The organism is Streptomyces sp. NPDC040589, from assembly GCF_055594445.1.
On the sequence record NZ_JBVIWP010000002.1, the window covers coordinates 887,411 to 902,357 of the forward strand.

Consider the following 14,947-nt stretch of genomic DNA (forward strand, 5'->3'; position numbering starts at 1 on the left):
GGGCGCTCCGCGGGCGGGGCCGTGGTCGGCTGCGGGTCCGTTGTGGCTGGTCGCGCAGTTCTCCGCGCCCCCAAGCCCTAGGTGCGTCCGAAGCTCCGCGTACTCGGCCCTGCACCTGACGCGGGGCCACGGTCGGGCGGCTCCACCCGCACGGGAGCCGCCCGGCCCTCGCACGTCCCCCTCACGGAAGGACCCCCACCGTGCGAAGAACCCGTATCCTCACCGCCGTACTCGCGCTGGCCGCCGGGCTGCTGTCGGGTGCCCCCTCCGCCCTGGCCGCCGATCCCCCCTCGACGAAGCTCGCAGCGGACACGTACACCTGGAAGAACGCCCGGATCGACGGGGGCGGATTCGTCCCAGGGATCGTCTTCAACCGCTCCGAGAAGAACCTCGCCTACGCCCGTACCGACATCGGCGGCGCGTACCGCTGGCAGGAGTCGTCGAAGACCTGGACGCCGCTGCTGGACTCGGTCGGGTGGGACGACTGGGGGCACACGGGTGTCGTCAGCATCGCGTCCGACTCCGTCGATCCGGACCGGGTGTACGCGGCGGTCGGGACGTACACCAACAGCTGGGACCCGAAGAACGGCGCGGTCATGCGGTCCTCCGACCGGGGCGCGAGCTGGCGGAAGACGAATCTGCCGTTCAAGCTGGGCGGCAACATGCCGGGGCGTGGCATGGGCGAGCGGCTGGCGATCGACCCGAACCGGAACAGCGTGCTGTATCTGGGCGCGCCGAGCGGCAAGGGGCTGTGGCGGTCGACGGACTCGGGCGTGACGTGGTCGCAGGTGACGAACTTCCCGAACGTCGGAAACTACGTCCAGGATCCGAGCGACACGTCCGGCTACGCGTCCGACAACCAGGGCATCGTCTGGGTCACCTTCGACGAGTCCACGGGCACGTCGGGCAACGCCACGAAGACGATCTACGTCGGGGTCGCCGACGCGGACAACGCGGTGTACCGCTCGACGGACGCGGGCGCGACCTGGCAGCGACTGGCCGGACAGCCGACGGGCCAGCTGGCCCACAAGGGCGTCCTGGACGCGAAGAACGGCCACCTCTATGTCGCCTACAGCGACAAGGGCGGCCCGTACGACGGCGGCAAGGGCCGGCTGTGGCGGTACGCGACCGGGACCGGGACCTGGACGAACATCAGCCCGGTGGCGGAGGCCGACACGTTCTACGGCTTCAGCGGGCTGACGGTGGACCGGCAGAAGCCGGGCACGGTCATGGCCACGGCGTACAGCGCCTGGTGGCCGGACACGCAGATCTTCCGCTCCACGGACAGCGGGGCGACCTGGACCAAGGCGTGGGACTACACGTCGTACCCCAACCGTGAGAACCGGTACACGATGGACGTCTCGTCCTCGCCCTGGCTGACGTGGGGTGCGAACCCGGCACCTCCCGAACAGACCCCGAAACTGGGCTGGATGACGGAGTCGATGGAGATCGACCCGTTCGACTCCGCTCGCATGATGTACGGGACGGGCGCGACGATCTACGGCACCGAGAACCTCACGAACTGGGACAGCGGCGGGAAGTTCACCGTCAAGCCGATGGTGCGGGGCCTGGAGGAGACTGCGGTCAACGACCTCGCCTCGCCGCCGTCCGGTGCCCCGCTGCTCAGCGCGCTCGGCGATGTCGGCGGCTTCCGCCACACTGACCTGACCAAGGTGCCGTCGATGATGTTCACCCAGCCGAACTTCACGACGACCACGAGCCTCGACTTCGCCGAGTCGAACCCGAACACGGCCGTCCGGGTCGGCAACCTCGACTCGGGCCCGCACATCGCGTTCTCGACGGACAACGGCGCCAACTGGTTCGCGGGCACCGACCCTTCGGGCGTGAGCGGCGGCGGCACGGTCGCGGCGGGGGCCGACGGCAGCCGGTTCGTGTGGAGCCCGCAGGGCGCCGGCGTGCACTACGCGACGGGCTTCGGCACCTCCTGGCAGGCCTCCGGCGGGATCCCCTCCGGGGCGGTCGTCGAGTCGGACCGGGTCGACCCGAAGACCTTCTACGGCTTCAAGTCGGGGAAGTTCTACGTCAGTACGGACGGCGGGGCGACCTTCAAGCAGTCCCCGGCCGACGGACTGCCGAGCGGCGACAGCGTCCGCTTCAAGGCCCTGCCCGGCGGGAAGGGCGATGTGTGGCTGGCGGGCGGCGCGAGCGACGGGGCGTACGGCCTGTGGCACTCCACGGACGGCGGGGCGAGCTTCACGAAGCTCTCGAACGTCGAGCAGGCCGACACCATCGGCTTCGGCAAGGCGGCGCCCGGCGCCTCCTACCAGACGCTGTACACGAGCGCGAAGATCGGCGGCGTGCGCGGCATCTTCCGCTCCACGGACAAGGGCGCGAGCTGGACGCGCATCAACGACGATGCCCACCAGTGGGGTTGGACGGGCGCCGCCATCACCGGCGACCCGAGGGTCTACGGCCGTGTGTACGTCTCGACGAACGGCCGTGGCGTCATCTACGGCGACAGCTCCGACGGCGGCACCACGGACCCGGGGCCTGGCCCCGACCCGACACCGACGGGCACCTGCAAGGTGACGTACAAGGTCACCAACCAGTGGTCGGGCGGTTTCCAGGCGGACGTCCAGCTGTCCAACACGGGGACGAGTGCCTGGAGCGGCTGGTCGCTGAGCTGGCCCTTCGCCGACGGACAGAAGCTGACCCAGGCCTGGAACGCCGAGGCCGCGCAGTCGGGTTCGACGGTGACGGCGAAGAACATCGGCTGGAACGCCAACGTGGCGGCGGGCTCGTCGGTGAGCTTCGGCTTCACGGCGAACTGGTCGGGGACGAACACGAAACCGACCGTGTTCAAGCTGGGTGACCGGACCTGCGCGGTCGCCTGACGGCCCTGCTGTCGTGACCGGTGGGTGCGTGCTCCCCTGTGGCACGCACCCACCGGGGTCTCACGGGGTGTAGACCGTCGGCCTCGGAGCCGTCGGCATGGCGTTGCCGATGAAGAAGCTCGGGTGCGGGGGCTGGTTGTAGGCCGTGTTCTGCCAGGCCAGCGCCGTGCGGTATTGCGTGTCGTGGAGGAGGGTCGTGATCCTCGTGTTCGTCTCGTGCGGGGTCGAGTAGACGCGCAGGGCCGTGTTGTCGCCGGTGCGCCAGACGACCTCCTCGCGCCAGTCGCCGAGGATGTCGCCGGACAGGACGGGCGTGGACTTCGTGCCGTTGTTGGAGGAGACCCCGGATCCGGTCAGCAGGCGGGTGTCGCCCGACGTGCCGTACTTGTCGACGCGGGTGCCGTCGAGGAGTTCGCGGACGGGGTCGCCGTCCCACCAGGACAGGAAGTTGATGCTGGAGGGCTCCCGGCCGAGGGAGGCGCCGGTAGCCGAGCGCAGGGTGGTGTCGGAGGCGGACCAGGCCTCGGCGCCCGGGCTGCCCGCGTAGATGTCGGCGGCCACTCCCCGGCCGTTGTCGGCGCCGGAGGCGGTCTTCCAGAGGATCGCGCCGGTGCGGGCGTCGGCCATCCAGGAGCCGGGCTGGCTCGTGCTCTCCGAGACCTTGAAGTACTCCAGGCCCGCGCGGGACGGGTTCAGGTCGCCGACATGGCCGGCGTCGCCATGGCCCGTCTTCGTGGTCCAGAGTCCGTTGCCGTTGTCGTCCACGGTCATCGCGCCGTAGACGATCTCGTCCTTGCCGTCCGCGTCGACGTCCGCGACGGACAGGCTGTGGTTGCCCTGGCCGTCGTAGCCCTTGCCGCTGTTGGTGGAGGAGGTGGTGTCGAAGGTCCAGCGGCGGGTGAAGGAGCCGTTCCGCCAGTCCCAGGCGGCGATCACCGTGCGGGTGTAGTAGCCGCGCGCCATGATCAGGGAGGGGCGGGAGCCGTCCAGGTACGCCGTGCCCGCGAGGAAGCGGTCGACGCGGTTGCCGTAGGAGTCTCCCCAGGAGGAGACGGTGCCGCGGGCCGGGACGTAGTCGACGCTCTGCATCGCCTTGCCCGTCTGGCCGTTGAACATGGTCAGGAACTCGGGTCCGGCCAGCACGTACCCGCTGGAGTTGCGGTGGTCGGCCGAGGAGCTGCCGATGACCGCGCCGGTGCCGTCCTTGGTGCCGTCGGCGGTCTTCATGGCGACCTCGGCCTTGCCGTCGCCGTCGTAGTCGTAGACCTGGAACTGCGTGTAGTGCGCGCCGGAGCGGATGTTGCGGCCCAGGTCGACGCGCCACAGCCGGGTGCCGTCGAGCTTGATGCCGTCGATGATCGTGTTGCCGGTGTAGCCGGACTGGGAGTTGTCCTTGGCGTTGGTGGGCTGCCACTTCAGGACGATGTCCAGGGCGCCGTCGCCGTCGAGGTCGCCGAGGGAGGCGTCGTTGGCCTCGTAGGTGTACGCCGAGTCGCCCGGGGCGGTACCGCCGGCGGGCGGGGAGATCGGGATGTCCTTGTAGCCGGTGCGGAACTGGACCGCGTGCACCGAGTCGCCCTGCTCCGTGCCGTTGACGACCGCGCGGACGGTGTAGTCGGCCTGGGCGGGTGCGCCGGAGTGGAAGTAGTTCGTGGAGCCGGTGACCGGCGTGGAGTTGACCTTCGTACCGGCCCGGTAGACGTTGAACGAGACGTTGTCCGGGTCGGTGCCGAGCCAGCGCCAGCTGACCAGGTTGCCGCTGCCGGTGTGGACGCTGACCACGCCCCGGTCGAGTTTCTCGACCTGCCGGGCGGTGGCGGCCATGGGGGCCCCTCCCGCGCGAGTCAGTTCGAGCGTGGGGGAGGCGTCGCCGGTGGCGAACGTGGTCAGGCCGGCGCCGGCGAGCGCCGCCGTGACCACGGCCACCGGGAGGAGCACACGGCGTCTGCGGTGCCTGTGGGGGTGCTTCACGTGACGGACCTCCTGGAAGGACGGGCGGGTTCCGCCTCTCAGTCGCCGCCGGGGGCGCGGGAGTTGCCGTACCGCTCGGCCAGTTCGGCGACCGTGCGGGCGATGCGCGACCGCAGTTCGTCCGGGGCCAGTACCTCGATGCCCGTGCCGAGGCGCAGGAACTCGGCGTGGGCGTGCTCGACGGACTCGATGGGGACCGTGGCACGCGTCCAGCCGTCCTCGTCCGTACGTCCGTCGCGCCGGACCGCCTCCCCCGCCGGGCCGGTGAGCTTCGTCCCCGGGGCCAGCCGTACCACCGCCTCGCCGCGGTGCAGCCGGTCGTGGAAGTCGCGCTGGTACGCCGCCCAGTACGCGGCCAGGTCGAAGTCGCCGGGGCGCGTGAACTCCTCGTCGCCGGTGTCGAGTTCGAGGATCTGGTCGACGCGGAAGGTCCGCGGTCCGGGCCCGGCGACGACATACCAGCGGCCCGCCTTCAGCACCAGCCCGTACGGCTCCAGGCGGCGCTCCACGTCGGTGGGCTCGCGCCAGCGGCGGTACCGCACACGCAGCACGCGTCCGCTCCAGACGGCGTCGGCGACAGCCGCAAGGTACGGGGTGTCGTCGGCGTCCCTGTACCAGCCGGGGGCGTCCAGGTGGAAGCGGCCGCTGATCCGGTCGGCATGCGCGCGCAGCTCCGCCGGCAGGGCGGCACGCACCTTGAGCTGGGCGGCGGCCAGGACCGAGCCGAGGCCGAGCTCGGCGGCCGCGGCGGGGGCGCCCGCGAGGAAGAGCGCCTCCGCCTCGCCGGTGGTGAGGCCGGTGAGGCGGGTGCGGTAGCCGTCGAGGAGGCGGTAGCCGCCGGCGTGGCCCGCGTCGCCGTACAGCGGGATCCCGGCGGCGCCCAGGGCCTCCACGTCCCGGTACACCGTCCGCACCGACACCTCCAGCTCCTCGGCGAGCTGGGCGGCGGTCATCCGGCCGCGGGTCTGGAGCAGCAGCAGGATCGAGACGAGTCGGCTGGACTTCACTGACACAGGATGGCAGTGAAGCGGCCTTAGCGTCCCGCCATGCCCTTCACCGAGAAACACCTGACCGTGCCGCCGCCCGTCGAGGTGGCGGGACGGTGGGTCAAGCGCTACCACGTGACCGCCGACCCGGCGGGCATCGCACCCGAGGTGGAGGAGACCGCCTACCGCCTACTGCCCACGCTGCTGCCGAAGCCGGACGGCACTCCGCCGGCGACGTTCGTCGTCCTGCACCGGGGCGGTGACGACGGTGCCTATCTGAACGCCTACAGCTGGGTGTGGGACAACGTCCTGCACTTCGGGGGCGCGGCGGCGGGCCAGCCCGTCCTCGGCTGCCCGGACAACGATCCCACCCACTTCGTCGCGCCCGGCAAACCGTGGATCGGCTGCGTCTGGGAACTGCCGCCGATCCTGCACGAACGCGACGCCTGGGTGCGCCACATGCTCGCCCCCGCCACCCCCGACCTCGACGCCTACCTGGCCGACTCCCTGCCCCAGGGGACCACTGGAGACCGCTCATGAGCAGCCCGCACGACTTCGACTTCTTCCACGGCGCATGGCGGGTCCGGCACCGACGGCTGACCGACTTCCTCGATCCGGACAGCGCCTGGGAGGAGTTCACCGGCACCAGTCACTGCCGGCCGCTGTTCGACGGGACCGCCAACATCGACGAGATCGACATGCCGCACCTGGGCTCGAAGGGGGCCACCCTGCGCCTGTTCGACCCGGCCACGAAGCTGTGGTCGCTGAACTGGGCCTCCAGCCGCACCGGCACCCTGTTCCCGCCCGTCTTCGGCCGCTTCGAGGGCGACCGCGGCGAGTTCACCGGCAGCGACACCTTCATCGGCAAGGACGTGCTGGTGCGGTTCGTGTGGTCGGGGGTGTGTGACACCGCCGCCCGCTGGGAGCAGGCGTTCTCCGTGGACGGTGGCCGGACCTGGGTGACCAACTGGATCATGGACTTCACCCGGCGGGAGGGTGCTCCGACGGCTTCCTGAAGGCGCGGAGTGCGAAGACCGGGTCGGGGCGGGGCCGGTCCTGGTCGGGCAGTTCCGCCAGGCGGGTGGCGAAGCCGTCGGCGAGCGGGTCGCCGGGCGGCAGCGTGACGAACCAGCCGCGCCTGAGGTCGGCCACCGTACGCCGGGGGCTGCGGCCCTGCCCGTGCCCCCGGAAACAGGCCTGCCCGGCCGGCACCAGGCCGTGTCCGGCGGCGCTGGACACGACGTCCGCCGCTCCGTCGCGGACCGGGCTCGGCGGACGGGAGGACAGGACGACATCGATGTCACTGCCCACGTTGTGGGCGGCGGCCTTGTCGACCGTGGTGACGTAGACCCCGCCGGGCCGCAGTACCCGGGCGCACTCGCCGACGATGGTCCGCACATCGGCGGGCCCGGCGGCCAGGTGCAGCAGCCACACGCTGCTGACGGCGTCGAACTCGCCGTCCCGGAAGGGCAGCCGTCTGCTGTCGGCGAGCACGACCGCACCCGGCAGCCGGGCGGCGGCCTGCAGGGCCATCGCGAGGGCGAGGTCCACGCCGGTCACCCGCATGCCCTCGCGTGCGGCGGCGAGCCGCCGGGTCACTATGCCGGTGCCGCAGCCGAGATCGAGCAGGCTGCGCGTGTCCGGCGGTACGAGGCTCAGCACCGCTTCCGCGGCGGCGGCCGCCCTGGGCTCGCCGCCGCGCGAGGCGTCGTACCGCGCCGCTTCCTTGTCGTAGTCGAGCACCCGGTCAGTGTGCCCCGTGCCCGGGTGCCAGGTCCTCCACCCTGCGGGCGAGCTCGAAGTCCTTCTCGGTGACGGCGCCGCCCGCGCTGTGCGTGTGGACGGACAGCGAGACGGTGTTGTAGCCGAGCGTGAGGTCGGAGTGGTGGCCGAGCTCCTCCTGGACCTGGGCGATGTGCACGACCATCGCCGTCGCCGCGAAGTGCGAGCCGAGCCGGTAGGAGCGGGTGAGGCGGTCTCCGTCGAGCGACCAGCCCGGCAGCTCGGCCAGCCGGTCCTCGACCTCCTTCTGCGACAGCGGTTCGACGGGCATGGGCCGCGCTCCTTCCCTTGCGCCGGGGTCCTCGGTGTCCTCTCAGCCTGCCACAGCGGGGCGCCCGAGGCCCTGGTCAGAGGCGTGTGCCTGTCCGGCACGACCGGTTCTCGACTACGGTCCCGACATGACCACTCACCCGTCCACGGCCGGCCAGGGCGTGGGTCCGCTGCTGCGGGCCTGGCGGGAGCAGCGCCGGGTCAGCCAGCTGGAGCTGGCCCTGCGCGCGGACTCCTCGGCCCGGCACATCAGCTTCGTCGAGACGGGCCGGTCCCGGCCGAGCGAGGAGATGGTGCTGCGGCTGGCCGAGCATCTCGACGTCCCCGTGCGGGAGCGCAACGCCCTGCTGCTGGCGGCCGGTTACGCTCCGCGCTACCCGGAGACGCCGCTGGACGACCCGGCGCTGGGCGCGCTGCGCGAGGGCATCGAGCGGCTGATCGGGGGCTACGAGCCGTATCCGGCGCTGGTGGTGGACGCGCTGTACGACGTGGTGGCGGCCAACCGGGGGATCATGACGCTGGTCGACGGCGTCTGCGCGTCCCTGCTGGAGCCGCCGCTGAACGCGATGCGGCTCGCCCTGCACCCGCGGGGTCTGGCCCCCCGCATCCGCAATCTGCGCGCCTGGCGCGGTCACCTGCTGGAGCAGATGGAGCGGCAGATCGCCCTGCACCGCTCCGAGCCGCTGCGGGAGCTGTACGAGGAGGTGGCGGCCTATCCGGTGCCCGAGGAGGATCCGGGGGCCGGACCTCAGGAGCCCGCGGAGCCGGTGCCGTACTTCGCGCTGCCGCTGCGGATCGAGCACGAGGGGCGGACGCTTTCGTTCATCTCCTCGATCTCCACGTTCAACACCCCGATGGACGTGACCGTCGCCGAGCTGGCCATCGAGACACTCCTCCCGGCCGACCCGGCGACGGCCAAGTACCTTCAGTCGCTGCTGTCCTGACGTGCTTTCAGGGCCGTGTGCTGGAGGACGGCGAACCCCGCCACGGTCAGCGCCTGGAGCACCGTCCACACGGCGCCCGCCGTGCTCGGCGTGAGCCACAGCGCCAGGGCCACCAGGCTCACGACCGTCCAGGCGAGGTTGGCCTCGACGACGGCCCGCACGCCGAGTGCCGGCGGCTGCCGACGGGAGGCCAGCAGGCCGACGCCCGCCGCGTAGGCGGCGAGGAACGCGCCCAGGGCGAGCAGCAGCGTGGAGCCGACGCCGAGAAAGCGTCCTAGGGGGCCGGGGAACGCGAGGTAGACGAGGGCGTTGGCGCCGGTCACCACGGCGTCCAGGGCCAGGAAGCGGCGCAGCATCGACTGCGGCTCGGAGGTCCGGGCGAGTGCGGCGAGCTGGATCGCGGACATGGGGCATCACCCTCCGTCGGGTCATGGTGCGGCTGGGAGCCGGGCCCCGGGCCGGAGTGCGCCGGCCCGGGGTCCGGTACGTCCACGATCGCTTTCCGGCCGCGCCCGGTCGATTACCCGCGGGGTAATGCCCCGGCGACACGTCCTCTCCCGTGATCTCCTCGCCGTCGGCCCTGGGAGACTGTCGGCGGTACATGGCAGACTGATCGCGGGCTTGGGCGCGTTGGGGAGGCGTGGCGTGAGTGAACGGCGGGCCGCACCCACCGTGGGCCAGGTGGTGCTGGGCAAGCGGCTGCAGGAACTGCGCGAGGCGGCGGGCCTCAGTCGTGACGAGGCCGCCCGGGTGCTGCGGGTCGCCCCCGCGACCGTCCGCCGGATGGAGACCGCCGACGTCGCGCTGAAGATCCCGTACGTGCAGATCCTGCTGACCGCCTACGGCGTGCCCGAGGACGAGGTGACCGCGTTCGTCGGCCTCGCCGAGGAGGCGAACCGGCCGGGCTGGTGGCAGCGGTTCCACGACGTGCTGCCGGAGTGGTTCAGCCTGTACGTGAGCCTGGAGGGCGCCGCCCGGATCATCCGCTCGTACGAGCCGCACTTCGTGCCGGGGCTGCTGCAGACCGAGGGGTACGCGCGTGCGGTGCTGGAGGCCGGGACCATCGCGAACGCGGGACCGGAGGCGGTGGAGCGGCATGTGTCGCTGCGCATGGAGCGGCAGCGGCTCCTGGAGCGTGAGAACCCGCCGCATCTGTGGGTGATCATGGACGAGACGGTGCTGCGCCGCCCGGTGAGCGTCGACGGCCGGGTGATGCGCGACCAACTGGACAAGCTGCTGGAGTACGCCGCGCGTGACCGGGTCACGCTGCAGATCGCCGAGTTCAAGGACGGCCCGCATCCGGGTACGTACGCCCCGTTCTCGCTGTTCCGGTTCGCCGAGCCCGAACTGCCCGACATGGTCTTCACCGAGTATCTGACGGGCGCGCTGTACCTGGACTCCCGCAAGGAGATCTCCACGCATCTGGAGGTCCTGGACCACATGACGGCCCGCGCCGGTTCCGCCCAGCGCACGGAGGAACTGCTGCGGGACTACCGCGACAGCTTCTGATGGCTCGGGACGACAGCATGAGTCGGTCCCGGTCTCGATGACGCGCCCCCGACGGCCCGCGATGGCTGGGCTATGACAGCCACTGGGCGACCGCCTCCGAGATCGGCTGCCCCGTCTCCAGCTCCACGAAGCCGAACTGGCCGCTCTGGTTGCATTCGAGGAACCACCAGAAGCCGTCCTCGTCCTCGGCGAAGTCGAAGGCGGCGTACGCCAGTCCGGCCATGTCCACGTAGTCGTGGACCGACTTGCGGATATGGCCGGGCACCGGAACCGGCTCCCAGGTGTGCTCGGTGTCGCCGTAGCGTCCGTCGACCTGGTGCGGCTCGGCCTTCTTCCGGGCGGCGAACAGTTGGCTGCTGACACAGGTCAGACGGATGTCGGCACGCTTGGGTACGTACCGCTGCAGCAGCGCGGGACCGGCCTCGACACCCGAGAAGTCCGAGTCGGGTCCGATCAAGGTGGTGGGCAGGGCCAGGAGGGGTTCGCCTGGCGGCGGCCCCGAGGCGGACTTCACCACCACCTCCCCGTACTCCTCGGCGAACTGCCGTGCCAGGCGGGGGAAGGTGGTGATGACAGTCGGTGGTACGGCGAAGCCGCTGAGATGAGCGGCCCTCAACTGCCACGGCTTCAGGCGGGCCCGGTCGGCGTCGCGTGGATGGTTCATCCATCGCGCAGAGGCGGAGTAGAGCATTCCGAACAACGCCTGGCGGGTCTCGGCGGTCAGCCATGCGGAGGGCTGAGCCGCGTGCGCGGCCGGTTCGCCGGGCCTGCGCACCCATACGGATCGCAGACCTCCCATGCTGACCACATGTCCGTTCGCCGACAGGAGGCCCTCGAAGTCGCCATGGGCGTAATGCGCGGACAGCACGGTGTTGGCCGGCAGGTCGGCGGGGTCCAGTCGCATGACGGGCACCGCCGCCTCGTGCAGCTTGGTCACCACCAGGTCGGCGGTGACGTCTTCTTTGGCCGTGAGGATCAGTACGGTCATTCGGTCACGATCGTCAGTCGTCGAAGTGGGTCTTGGAACCGGCGGTGGAGACCGTCGTACCGACCGCCAGGAGGAGGTCCGGGTCACTGACGGCCGGGCGGCCGTCGGGCAGCACGTTCAGCTGGAGCGACTCGTCGAAGCGGTAGGGCGTCACCGCCGTTGGAAGGGACCTGGGGAAGGCGTAGGTGAGGGTGAACGGCCGCAATCGGAACCTCCAGGCGTCATCTCCACATCGCCGCCATCGACGGCGTGCGATTTCTTCACTACTTACACACCGAAAGAGGCGCCGAAATCGTCACAGGGGCATGCCTACGGCCACGGCGGGGCCGCGCTGCGGCCCGGCCGGTGCCGCTGGGGTCACTCGCCCTTGACGCCGCCCGCCCGACCGTTGCCGGGATTCCCGTTGCCCGGCGCGCGGCTCTTCCCAGCCGTGCCCGTGCCGGCGTCCGCGGCGCCTTCGCCGGCTCTGCCCGGGGCGCCGGACCTGCTCGGTGCGGCCGACGCCCGGGCCAGCCACTCCGCGCAGAACGCGTCGACCTCGCCCTCTCCGCCCGCCGCCGCTGCGAGCCGCCGCCATGCTGTCGCGTCGAGTGCCTTTCCACGGTCTTTGACTCGTTCGTAGGCACGGCAGTGGGCCTCGGTGTCCTGGGCGGAGGACGAGACATCGCCCCGTCCCGGGCCGCCGGAGGAGGCCGGTGAGGTCTCACCGCCCGGCCGGGCCGGGGCGAGCGCTGAGGGGTGCGCGGTCCTCCCCCCGGTGCCGTTCGCGGACGAACCGACCGAGCCGATGGCCGCGACCGCGACTCCGCCCAGGGCGATGCTGGTGAACACAACGGCGACCGTCGCCTTCACCGGGCGCCCGGTACGCCGCTCCGCCGGCAGCCGCCAGTCGTCCCGGTGCCGGGTACGCGCTCGGTGCGCTCCCGCGTCGCGGGCGGTCCGGAAGGCGGCCACGGCCCGGCGCTCGGCTTCGGGACCGAGATCGTCTGCGAGCAGGGCGGCGGCCAGGGCCGTGTGCAGCGCGGTGTCGTCCCGTGGGCCCCACGGGCCGGTCACGGCGTCGCCGGGGTGCACACGTCGACGGCCTGTACCTCCGTCGCGGCTCAGCCGATCACCCATGTCCGTTGTCCGTTCCTGCCTGAGCTGTTCGATGGGTCCGGCATCCCCGTCGGTGATGCCGGTCTTTCCGACCACTGACCTCGTCGTGGCTGATGTCGACTTTCCAGCATCCGGGAAGCCTCATCCGTCACACCCTCGGCGCCCTCGGTCTCGAGGCCCAACTGGCGGGCGAGGCGTTTCAGCCCCCGGTGCGTCGCGGTGCGCACCGCCCCGGGGCGCTTGCCGAGGACGCGCGCGGCAGCGGGGCCGTCCAGGCCGACGATGACGCGCAGGAGCACGGCCTCGGCCTGGTCCCGCGGCAGCCCGCAGACCAGTTCCAGGGCCCGCTCGGTGGAGACGGCCTCCAGGGCCTGTTCGTGGGTGCTGTGCGGGCCGGGCAGGTCCAGTACGTCCTGCTCGATCACACCCGGCCGGGGGCGCGCGCGCTGGCGGCGCACATGGTCCAGTGCCCGGTGCCGGGCGATGGTGGCCGTCCAGCCACGGAAGCCGGCCCCGTCTCCCTTGAATCTCCCGAGGTCCCGGGCGATCTGCAGCCAGGCATCGGACGCCACGTCCTCCGCGTCCTCGCCGACCAGTCCGCGCAGATAGCCGAGCAGGCCCGGCTGCACGAGCCGGTAGGCGACCGCGAAAGCCGTCTCGTCCCCGTCCTGGGCCCGCGCGACGGCCGCGCCCAGTTCCCCGTCGTGGGCCTGTGCGTAGCGCGATTGCCGTTCCTGACCCAAGACCGTCCTCGTTCGCACCGGGGTTCCTAGCGAGTCCGTGCCGACCGACGCGCGCTGTTTCGCTGCGACACCCTCATGAAGACCAGCGTGTGTTCTCACAGAAGTGTCACAACACCCCAGGCGCCCCTCAGATCACACCGGGTCCCGGTGACGTTCGGCGCGGGCCGTGCGCTGGATGAGTAGCGAGTCCGCGCTGGGCAGACCGCCGGTGACCGCCCGGCCGGACATCGTCGTCGACGCGTCGGTGACGAACCCCTGGCCCTCTCCGTGCCGCACCTGACTCCCCCCGGGAGCGGGACGGAGAGAGACGGGGTGGCCGGGCTCCGCCCACTGTACGGAGCCCGGCCACCCCACACGCCCTGCTTCCCCGCCGGGACTGCCGTCCGGCCGGTCAGCCCTGCTCCTCGATGCTCACGGGCCGGTCGTTCCGCAGTTCGGCGAAGAGCTCCTCCGCCTTCACCTCGTCCCACTTCAGGGCACTCCTGCCGGCCGTGCCGGAGCCGGGCCCGGCCACGGGGATGTTCAGCTGCCTGCCACTGCCTCCCGAGACGCCCTTCACCGCCCGGACCAGCGAGAGGAGAGTCGGCAGCTCCATGTCCTTGTCCACGACGAGGGTGTCAAGGCCCGCGCCCAGGGCGGGATACGTACGGAACGGATCGAGCACGACGCCCGGCGCGGCGGCCTTGCGGGCCAGGGCGGAGAGGAAGGCACGCTGGTTCCGGGAGCGCCCCAGGTCGCCGTCCGCCTCCTGGTGCCTCTGGCGGACGAAGGCCAGTGCCTGGGTGCCGGTCAGGTTGTGACAGCCCTTCTTCAGCTTCAGTCCCGACTTCGGGTCGTCGATCTTCCGGTCCACGCACATCTCCACGCCACCGACCGCGTCCACCACACCGACGAAGCCCGCGAAGCCGATCTCCGCGTAGTGGTCGACGCGCAGCCCCGTGTTCCGCTCGACGGTCCGGACGAGCATCCCGGGCCCGCCGAGGGAGTAGGCCGCGTTCAGCTTGTTCTTCGCGGCCCGGTGGAACCTGCCGGTGTTCGGGTCGACGTACGACGGGATGGTCACCCAGGAGTCGCGCGGCAGGCTCACCATCGTGGTGCCGTGGGCGCCGGTGTGCAGGAGCATCATCGAGTCGGTGCGGCTGCCTCCGGCCGTGCCGGTGTGCAGTTCCTTTCTGGCCTGCTCCGACAGGCCGTCGCGGCCGTCCGAGCCCACGATGAGGTAGTTCGTGCCCTTCCCCCGGGGCGGACGGTCCGCGAGCCCGCTCAGGTCGACGGACCTGTCGAGCCTGAACTCGGCCCAGGCGCAGGTGCCCGCGCCGGTGAGGGCCAGTGCGCACAGCAGTGCTGCCAGCAGGCGCACGGTCCGCCGGACCCGGCCGGGTCGCACCCAACGGGGCCTGATGCTGGTGGTGCGGCCGCCGCCCTCGTGCCGGGGTTCGCCGTCGGCACCGCCGCCTCCCTCGTCCGGCCCGGCGACAGCACTGCCGGAGGGCCCGGCGACATGCTCCCGGTACGGCTCTGCGACATGCTCCCGGTACGGCTCGGCGACACGGTCCTGGTACGGCTCGGCGACAGGGGGGTCGTACGGAGACGGATGCGGGGACGGGTACGGGTACGGCCCGGGGTCGGCGCCGTCGTACGGGTACGGCCCGACGACGTAGCCCTCGTACGGCCGGACGGGCGCCTGGAGCGGAGGGGTGCCGCTCTGCCACACCTGCCCCGTGATCACCCGATGCCCTGGTGCCTCCCCGTTCTCGTTCCGCCGGTCGGTTCCGGGCCACGTGCCCGGCCCGTCGCTCAT

General features: G+C 71.7%; 16 protein-coding genes. 5 read left to right on the forward strand and 11 right to left on the reverse strand.

Features of this window, described 5'->3' with window-relative positions:
* Positions 1-200: 200 nt before the first annotated feature.
* Entirely contained in the window at positions 201-2,855 is a 2,655-nt protein-coding gene (locus ACZ58V_RS10960; protein ID WP_471289584.1) for a cellulose binding domain-containing protein, read from the forward strand.
* Between the two features lie 60 nt (positions 2,856-2,915).
* Here the strand turns inward: ACZ58V_RS10960 and ACZ58V_RS10965 are convergent, their stop codons facing one another.
* Both ACZ58V_RS10965 and ACZ58V_RS10970 read right to left on the reverse strand, forming a co-directional pair.
* Positions 2,916-4,826: a rhamnogalacturonan lyase gene (locus ACZ58V_RS10965; RefSeq protein ID WP_471289587.1), complete on the reverse strand. Its 1,911-nt coding sequence runs from the start codon at positions 4,824-4,826 to the stop codon at positions 2,916-2,918.
* Positions 4,827-4,864: 38 nt separating this feature from the next.
* Positions 4,865-5,833, reverse strand: a complete 969-nt coding sequence (locus ACZ58V_RS10970) for a helix-turn-helix transcriptional regulator (protein ID WP_471289589.1) — start codon at positions 5,831-5,833, stop codon at positions 4,865-4,867.
* A gap of 39 nt (positions 5,834-5,872) precedes the next feature.
* Between ACZ58V_RS10970 and ACZ58V_RS10975 the strand changes: the two genes are divergently transcribed.
* Both ACZ58V_RS10975 and ACZ58V_RS10980 read left to right on the forward strand, forming a co-directional pair.
* Positions 5,873-6,352, forward strand: a complete 480-nt coding sequence (locus ACZ58V_RS10975) for a hypothetical protein (RefSeq protein WP_471289591.1) — start codon at positions 5,873-5,875, stop codon at positions 6,350-6,352.
* Positions 6,349-6,828 (forward strand): hypothetical protein, encoded by a 480-nt coding sequence (locus ACZ58V_RS10980; RefSeq protein WP_471289593.1) that lies wholly within the window; start codon positions 6,349-6,351, stop codon positions 6,826-6,828. Before ACZ58V_RS10975 ends, ACZ58V_RS10980 begins: the two co-directional genes overlap by 4 nt.
* Here the strand turns inward: ACZ58V_RS10980 and ACZ58V_RS10985 are convergent.
* Both ACZ58V_RS10985 and ACZ58V_RS10990 read right to left on the reverse strand, forming a co-directional pair.
* Positions 6,794-7,555: a class I SAM-dependent methyltransferase gene (locus ACZ58V_RS10985; RefSeq protein ID WP_471289596.1), complete on the reverse strand. Its 762-nt coding sequence runs from the start codon at positions 7,553-7,555 to the stop codon at positions 6,794-6,796. The genes ACZ58V_RS10980 and ACZ58V_RS10985 overlap by 35 nt on opposite strands.
* A 4-nt stretch (positions 7,556-7,559) precedes the next feature.
* On the reverse strand, positions 7,560-7,865 hold the full coding sequence (locus ACZ58V_RS10990) for a 4a-hydroxytetrahydrobiopterin dehydratase (protein WP_184588441.1): 306 nt from the start codon (positions 7,863-7,865) through the stop codon (positions 7,560-7,562).
* Positions 7,866-7,992: 127 nt separating this feature from the next.
* Here ACZ58V_RS10990 and ACZ58V_RS10995 point away from each other — a divergent pair, with 127 nt between their 5' ends.
* Positions 7,993-8,808, forward strand: coding sequence for a helix-turn-helix domain-containing protein (locus tag ACZ58V_RS10995; RefSeq protein WP_471289598.1), 816 nt, complete (start codon positions 7,993-7,995; stop codon positions 8,806-8,808).
* Here the strand turns inward: ACZ58V_RS10995 and ACZ58V_RS11000 are convergent.
* Positions 8,790-9,215 (reverse strand): hypothetical protein, encoded by a 426-nt coding sequence (locus tag ACZ58V_RS11000; protein ID WP_471289601.1) that lies wholly within the window; start codon positions 9,213-9,215, stop codon positions 8,790-8,792. The genes ACZ58V_RS10995 and ACZ58V_RS11000 overlap by 19 nt on opposite strands.
* Before the next feature lie 238 nt (positions 9,216-9,453).
* On the opposite strand from ACZ58V_RS11000, the gene ACZ58V_RS11005 reads away from it, so the two are divergent.
* Positions 9,454-10,317 carry a helix-turn-helix domain-containing protein gene (locus ACZ58V_RS11005; RefSeq protein WP_471289604.1) on the forward strand — a complete coding sequence of 288 codons (864 nt, stop codon included), beginning with the start codon at positions 9,454-9,456 and terminating at the stop codon, positions 10,315-10,317.
* A gap of 70 nt (positions 10,318-10,387) precedes the next feature.
* Here the strand turns inward: ACZ58V_RS11005 and tgmB are convergent, their stop codons facing one another.
* The 6 genes from tgmB to ACZ58V_RS11035 all read right to left on the reverse strand — a co-directional run bounded on the left by tgmB (position 10,388) and on the right by ACZ58V_RS11035 (position 14,947).
* The gene (tgmB, locus tag ACZ58V_RS11010; protein ID WP_468183979.1) at positions 10,388-11,305 is read right to left on the reverse strand and encodes an ATP-grasp ribosomal peptide maturase; all 918 of its coding nucleotides are present in this window, start codon (positions 11,303-11,305) and stop codon (positions 10,388-10,390) included.
* 13 nt (positions 11,306-11,318) lie between these two features.
* Complete coding sequence (tgmA, locus tag ACZ58V_RS11015; RefSeq protein ID WP_471289606.1) at positions 11,319-11,510, reverse strand: putative ATP-grasp-modified RiPP; 192 nt, start codon at positions 11,508-11,510, stop codon at positions 11,319-11,321.
* A 152-nt stretch (positions 11,511-11,662) separates the two neighbouring features.
* On the reverse strand, positions 11,663-12,379 hold the full coding sequence (locus tag ACZ58V_RS11020; RefSeq protein WP_471289608.1) for a hypothetical protein: 717 nt from the start codon (positions 12,377-12,379) through the stop codon (positions 11,663-11,665).
* 29 nt (positions 12,380-12,408) lie between these two features.
* The gene (locus ACZ58V_RS11025) at positions 12,409-13,164 is read right to left on the reverse strand and encodes an RNA polymerase sigma factor (RefSeq protein WP_468183970.1); all 756 of its coding nucleotides are present in this window, start codon (positions 13,162-13,164) and stop codon (positions 12,409-12,411) included.
* A 114-nt stretch (positions 13,165-13,278) separates the two neighbouring features.
* A complete protein-coding gene (locus ACZ58V_RS11030; protein ID WP_471289612.1) occupies positions 13,279-13,422 on the reverse strand; it encodes a hypothetical protein in 144 nt (47 codons plus the stop codon).
* Between the two features lie 115 nt (positions 13,423-13,537).
* A complete protein-coding gene (locus tag ACZ58V_RS11035) occupies positions 13,538-14,947 on the reverse strand; it encodes an LCP family protein (RefSeq protein ID WP_471289615.1) in 1,410 nt (469 codons plus the stop codon).